Origin of the sequence: Chroococcidiopsis sp. [FACHB-1243] (assembly GCF_014696895.1) — a bacterium.
Classification (GTDB): Bacteria; Cyanobacteriota; Cyanobacteriia; order Cyanobacteriales; family Chroococcidiopsidaceae; genus Chroococcidiopsis.
Window position 1 is genome coordinate 1 of sequence record NZ_JACJQX010000109.1, and the last position, 5,913, is coordinate 5,913.

The window sequence follows — 5,913 nt, forward strand, 5'->3', positions numbered from 1 at the left end:
CTTAAACAGTTGCGCGATCTCCGTCTGTACCGAAGTACGCACAAGACATTTGAAGAATACGCCAAGGATAGATTTGGATATAATCGCGCTCATGCCTATCGATTAATTCAAGCAGCTCAGGTTATAGAAAATTTGTCTCCCAATGGGAGACAAATCGATGAAATGTCTCCCATTGGGAGACATTTGTTGCCCAGATCGGAACGTTTGTGTAGGGAGTTGGCTAAATTACCGTCTACAGCGCAACCAATTGTATGGGAGAGAGTACTGGAGGTTTCGGGTGATGCAGCTCCTACAGCAAGCGTAGTTAGAAGTATTGTCGAGCAACTCAAACAGAAGCCTCGGCTCTTAGCTTCTGACTATTGCTCTGAAGGTGAAGTTTTTTTCTTACAGCGTCTAGTGGGAGTAGAACAAAAATATAATGGCTGCTGGGCGATCGCGATTGAGGTAGAAAACCGCTTTACTGTAAAAGCAGCAGTATATAACGGGACTTTGGAAGTGAAACAGGATCAGATGAAACCGATTGATTCACAACAGACTCAAGCAGAAGTCAGGGAAATTTATGAGCGTATTAAGCGACTAATGGAGTGTCAGCTCGATCCGATTGATGAGGCGCAAATCGAATTTCTCTGCCGCCGACCTTGGTTCACCCCAAGGCAAAAGCAAGCGATAAGTGCAATGGAAGCAGTTTACGACATATGTTGCGATCGCGTACAAGCACACCAAGCACACCAGCGATGAGTGCGTCGGCTCCATGCCCTTATTCAGTGGCTGCCTACAGCCAGCGACGAACAGAAGCTTTATAGGGTAGGTAGTCCGACGGGAAGCGGCTCTCCAGGTAGTGCTCCTCTCGCGGGATGACCACGAACGACATCAGCGCCACCGCTGGTATGAGGGTGGCGAGTAACCAGAGGCTGTTGACCCAGAATGCGATGCCGAGCTGGAGCAGCGAAAAAGACAGATAGATGGGATTGCGGCTGTATCGATAGGGACCCGTGTGTACGATCGTGGTGGTGGGACGATTGCCTGGAACGGGCGTGCCAGCGGTCCCAAACGTGCTCACAGCCCAGAGGAAGAGAGCGACGGCGACAAGCACTACAATGCCTCCGAGTGGCACGCTCACGGCACGAGGCACGAGCGGAACTGACCGCGCGAAATGCAACAACAGACCAAGGGCGATCGCGCCCAGGTAGACAAAAGGCGGTCGCACGATCCCAGAGTTAGCGACTTCCGGCACCATGCTTGTCTCCGCCTTATCGCTGCGATCGTCGCTTGCCATACAAAGCTCCTCCAAGTCGAAGAACGTTCACATAGGGCTGCCGCTCAGCCGCGAATGCCATACCAAAGGGATACTAATTGCGCCGATCCGAAGATGTCGTGGATTAGATAAGAGGGTCTGCTACAGGGTTGCAGCCGCCGAACAATAATTGTACTGAGATTATGACGTCAGGAAATGCTATTGAACCGATCTCCCTCTATAAGAGTTTCTTCTGACGTGTAGTTACCCTCGCAAGGTGTGCGAAACACCTTGAGCTGTCGATGCTTCAAATCCACAACCCAGTATTCTTGAATCTCTGCTACAGCGTAAGTTTTTCGCTTAGCATCTAAATCTTTGTTGAGGCTGGTGTTTGCATACTCAATTAGCCAAAAAATATCTTCGGTGTAGGGATGATGTTGGCGGTAAGTTTGCCCAAGGAGTTTAACAATAGCAAGATCTGGTTCTGGTTCTGAGTCGTTGGGCAATGTAACGAGATGTCCTTCACGGACTTGAGCGCGATCGCCTAAAAGATCCCTTAAATATTTACCTACTTCATCCCCAAAGTAGGCGTGTTCTGGACCCTCTGGAGGCATTTCAACGATCTCTCCGTTTAATAGCTCAACGTGACGACCTTCTAAAAGACCGACTTCGATCATGCAATGATAGTCTTCTAGCGTCCATTTAGCAGTAGTCACAGTCATATCACGTCTTTCCGAGTCAAGGAATTATTATGGCATTGCTACTAAACTAACTAATATTCTTTTCACAGTTTAACTTGAAAGGCTCTTTGAAGCAGGGTAGACATACTGTAATATCCCCAGCGGTTGGCTCCTGCATCTGCCCGCTTGCATTAAGGAGAGCTTGTTTAGTAGTCACAGCAGTTGTTTCTAGCACAAATTTGAGTGCTATCTGTGCTTAAAAGCTTCGCCCTTCTGCATCAAGTATCTCGAAAATGGTAAGTTGCAAGTTCTTAATTTCAACTGACTCACAAACAGACATTTATAGATAAGGCGTGACAAAATTTTGCTCTTAATTTGTTAATATCTCCTCAACTACTGCCAACACTTTAGAAACAACGTACAAGTGCTTTGCACCTGTTGCACTGATGTTAATTTTCGTGCAGTGCGACTATGACAACACAGCCATCCATTTTTGAGGAAACACACAAAACTCAGACAGTGACTAATTCACAGGCAGAACAAGAAACACAAACTATATCCACTGAAGAAATAGCATACTTGGAAATAGAAGCAAAACAGGCGCTAGAACGCCGCGATTACTATCACCTTGCCTACAGCCAATACTAAAAATTTGTCCATCAGCATCTACGAAGATTTCCGATAAACGTCACTGCATATTCGTTACAGACAAATCAATAAAACTAGTTGAGAAATATCGTGCAAGATAAGACAATTAATTCAGAGTCAGGAGACACAAAACCAAAAGATATTACCGAGAGATCGCTGCGAGAACTATCTCTAGAAGCGGCTTTGTTGTGGAACCAGATTGAAGATGCTTCAGAGTCAGGAGCTGAAAACGTCGAAAACTTAGTCAAACAACTATGGCAAGTCCAAGAAGCAACTGAATCTAAGATTGACAGCATTGCTTGGATAGTAGATTATCTAAAAGTTGAAATCGACCTAGCTAAAAAACGCCTGGATGCAGTGATAGAACTGCACGAACAATTCATTGCCAAGAAGGAAGCCCAGTTAGCAGGTATCAAGCAAGGACTGCTGTGGTTGCACGAGCGAGGATTAATTCCAAAACGCAATATCGGTAAAGAAAGAGAAATTGAAATTAGAGATAACAATCCTAAAGTTATACCTAAAGTAGTCGCCGATTGTCCAGAACTTCCAGATGAATTTCGGGTACAAGAATTAAAATCTAGGTTAGACCTTCAAGCGATTCTTGATGCTCATAAATCTGGTAGGGATGTCAGCAGCTTTGCTGAGATTCAAGTTGGAAAGCAAGTGCGGTTTAAGTTTCAATCTTCTCGTGCTAAAGTCAAACACTCTCAAAGTTAGAGAGCTAAAACTTCCCCTCACAGTTAGGGGAAGTCATAATTTGTGTGAGTCCAAATAAATTGTGTTGCCCTAGTATTGACTTTTTCTATAGCATTCTTCTGATGCAAGTGCAGCAAAAAAATCGGAAACTTGTTAGATGCCTGTATTGCACTACATAATTTACGATTTCAATAAATTACAATAATTAACTTTTCCCTTACATGCAATCGAATGTATTCCACGCTCTTGAAGAGCAGATCGTCAACAATAGTCCACTTGTTGCTTGCGAATCACCATTTCAGGAACGGCTGCGCTTTTTCTTGGGTGTCGCTCAAATTTGTCACAAACTAGGTAAAAGCTGCTATTTGTGGAATTTGGGAGAAAGTGCAATTAAGAAAATTAGTATTGCTGTTGAAGGAAATCTAGCTTTTCAGGATTTTGATAGTTCTAAGCCTATGATGACTGGACAAAACAGAGAAGCATATCTAAATGTTTTTGATTTTTGGCAAACGCAGTTAGAAAATGCAGTGTTAATTGTTGAAAATATTTATCCTTGGCTGCAAGCAGAAAATGTGGCGAAGCAGTCAGAATTTTTATTGATGTCAGAATGGCTCAAATCATCTTTATTAAACCTAAAGCTTTACAACGATAAAGCAAGAAAAACATTAGTATTGCTGGGAGATTCCGCCAACCTTTCTAAGGACATGGTAGGCGAAATCCCTATAATTTCTCATGAGTTACCTGAGATTGGCGAGATGATCGGCGTACTGAGGCACAGCCATATACTTCCAGTCAGTTTAGAAGATAAAGACTGGTCAGAGATTGCTAGAGCAGGTATAGGATTGTACGCATCGGATATAGTACGTGGTTTAGCATCTTTAAAGAAAGAATTCAACTTAGAGTTGACTGCAAGTGCTGGAGAACAAATTGTCAAACAAGCAACTGGGCAACTGCTTGAATATAAAATAGATTTATTTAACAAACTTTATAGCGTAGAGTTCGTTCCACCTCCAAAAGTAAAGCTTGGAGGGTTGGAACTGATGCAAGAAGCATTCCAAAAATTCAAGGTTTTGCTATCGCCAGTGGCTAAACAGTATAACTTAAGAGTGCCAAAAGGTGTGATGTTTGTCGGACCGCCAGGGACTGGTAAATCTCATGCCGCAAAAGTTTGCGCTCAAATAATGGGAGTACCGCTAGTTCTGGTTGATTGGGGAAATTTCAGAAGTGAGGGCGATCGCGCCGAAGTTAAGTTGCAAAAGTTGCTCAAGCTCGCCGATCGCCTCAACCAAATTGTCGTTTATTTTGACGACCTAGATAAGGGATTTGCTGGAGACGACGACCTATCGAGACGGCTGGCGGGTCAACTGTTGACATGGATGCAAGAGCGCACGAGTGATGTGGTAGTCATTGCTAGCGTCAATCGCATGGAATGGTTGCCCCCAGAACTCACCCGCGCTGGTAGATTCGACTATATCTACAAAGTAGACTTGCCCAATAACGGCGAGCGCCACGCTATTTTCAAGCTGCACGCTGCCCGATTCGATTGCCGCTTCCGCAATAGTGGCGATCCCTTCACTGAAACTGAGTGGCGGCGACTGCTCAAAGCAACAAATAGATGCGTAGGTGCAGAGATCCAAACGATTGTAGAAAGAGCAGCAGCCACTACTTTCTACGAAATGCTAGCCACAGGTAAAATTAATGAGAATTGTCAACCTCAACTAGAACTCACAGTTGAAGCACTGCTGTCCGAGCGCAAGCAGATGAATCCTTTGGCGATTAGGGAAGCAGACAGAGTAGAGTCCATGCGTAACAAAGCAGATATCCAAGGACTTCCTTCTTCTCCCATTGACGACAGTATTTATGCCAATGGCAATGTTGAGATCTTCAGGTAGAACCGATTCCTCAGCACTTGCTTCTCAGTATCGCTAGTAGCCGTAGGAATGCTACAGGGCGCGATCGCGATTTGCTTCTCAATCTTTAAACGCTATGAAAGAAAACTCTGCTGCTAGCCAAAGCTCCCGTCAGGCAGGCAAGTACAGCACCGATGAAATTTACCTGAAAATTCTCAACTGCATCGGACCCGTCGCAGGTATTCTCGTTGCTGTCGTTCCCGTTGCCCTTGCCTTGATTCCTCCCCCAGCACAACAACTACCCATCGAAGCTCACCTGGCGATGCCAGCGCGAAAGATCGAACTCGAAGTAGCACGAACGCCAGAACAAGTGGCTGCTGGTCTGAGGTCTCGCTCCTCCCTACCGCTAGATCGCGGTATGCTTTTTGTGGTGAATCAACCCAAACTAGTCAAACTGTGGATGAAAGATGTGTTAGTGCCACTGGATATCATCTTCATTCGGAATGGTATAGTTGCGTCCTTAGTGAAAAACGCTCCTCCCTGTCCGCGATGGAAAAGTTGCCCGATTTACGATTCAGTCAAACCAGTCAGCTACGTCCTAGAGTTACCAGCAGGCAGTGCTAATAGACTTGGTATACAACCAGGTAGAAATCTGGATGTTAAGTTTACCAAAGCGAACGAGCGATCTTGTGATGAAGCTAGTAGGGATTGAGCCGAGATCCGTGTAAAAAAGTGCCACTTTGCCGCAAATGCTTGCTAGATATAGCTTTTGTCTCTCACTCCCAAGCAATTTTCTCTACTTCTT

Annotated in this window: 6 protein-coding genes and 1 pseudogene; 5 read left to right on the plus strand and 2 right to left on the minus strand. The window is 44.9% G+C overall.

From position 1 onward, the window contains the following. Positions 1 to 738: pseudogene (locus H6G17_RS31910) on the plus strand (hypothetical protein); the annotation flags it as partial. 34 nt (positions 739 to 772) lie between these two features. Here H6G17_RS31910 and H6G17_RS31915 read toward each other — a convergent pair. Together H6G17_RS31915 and H6G17_RS31920 are read right to left on the minus strand one after the other, a co-directional pair. Continuing rightward, positions 773 to 1,276: an isoprenylcysteine carboxylmethyltransferase family protein gene (locus tag H6G17_RS31915; protein WP_192162709.1), complete on the minus strand. Its 504-nt coding sequence runs from the start codon at positions 1,274 to 1,276 to the stop codon at positions 773 to 775. A 167-nt stretch (positions 1,277 to 1,443) separates the two neighbouring features. Then, positions 1,444 to 1,956: a Uma2 family endonuclease gene (locus H6G17_RS31920; RefSeq protein ID WP_199317186.1), complete on the minus strand. Its 513-nt coding sequence runs from the start codon at positions 1,954 to 1,956 to the stop codon at positions 1,444 to 1,446. Between the two features lie 429 nt (positions 1,957 to 2,385). Here H6G17_RS31920 and H6G17_RS31925 point away from each other — a divergent pair, with 429 nt between their 5' ends. The 4 genes from H6G17_RS31925 to H6G17_RS31940 all read left to right on the plus strand — a co-directional run bounded on the left by H6G17_RS31925 (position 2,386) and on the right by H6G17_RS31940 (position 5,820). After that, positions 2,386 to 2,562, plus strand: a complete 177-nt coding sequence (locus H6G17_RS31925) for a hypothetical protein (protein ID WP_192162711.1) — start codon at positions 2,386 to 2,388, stop codon at positions 2,560 to 2,562. A 90-nt stretch (positions 2,563 to 2,652) separates the two neighbouring features. Further along, the gene (locus tag H6G17_RS31930; RefSeq protein ID WP_347276497.1) at positions 2,653 to 3,279 is read left to right on the plus strand and encodes a siphovirus Gp157 family protein; all 627 of its coding nucleotides are present in this window, start codon (positions 2,653 to 2,655) and stop codon (positions 3,277 to 3,279) included. 200 nt (positions 3,280 to 3,479) lie between these two features. Next, positions 3,480 to 5,150 (plus strand): ATP-binding protein, encoded by a 1,671-nt coding sequence (locus H6G17_RS31935; protein WP_192162713.1) that lies wholly within the window; start codon positions 3,480 to 3,482, stop codon positions 5,148 to 5,150. Positions 5,151 to 5,244: 94 nt separating this feature from the next. Further along, positions 5,245 to 5,820, plus strand: coding sequence for a DUF192 domain-containing protein (locus tag H6G17_RS31940; RefSeq protein ID WP_192162715.1), 576 nt, complete (start codon positions 5,245 to 5,247; stop codon positions 5,818 to 5,820). Positions 5,821 to 5,913: the final 93 nt, after the last annotated feature.

Excerpts from the sequence above, each read along its gene's own strand:
- H6G17_RS31915 (WP_192162709.1), bottom strand. The coding sequence starts at position 1,276 with ATGGCAAGCGACGATCGCAGCGATAAGGCGGAGACAAGCATGGTGCCG.
- H6G17_RS31920 (WP_199317186.1), bottom strand. The coding sequence starts at position 1,956 with ATGACTGTGACTACTGCTAAATGGACGCTAGAAGACTATCATTGCATG.
- H6G17_RS31925 (WP_192162711.1), top strand. The coding sequence starts at position 2,386 with ATGACAACACAGCCATCCATTTTTGAGGAAACACACAAAACTCAGACA.
- H6G17_RS31935 (WP_192162713.1), top strand. The coding sequence starts at position 3,480 with ATGCAATCGAATGTATTCCACGCTCTTGAAGAGCAGATCGTCAACAAT.
- H6G17_RS31940 (WP_192162715.1), top strand. The coding sequence starts at position 5,245 with ATGAAAGAAAACTCTGCTGCTAGCCAAAGCTCCCGTCAGGCAGGCAAG.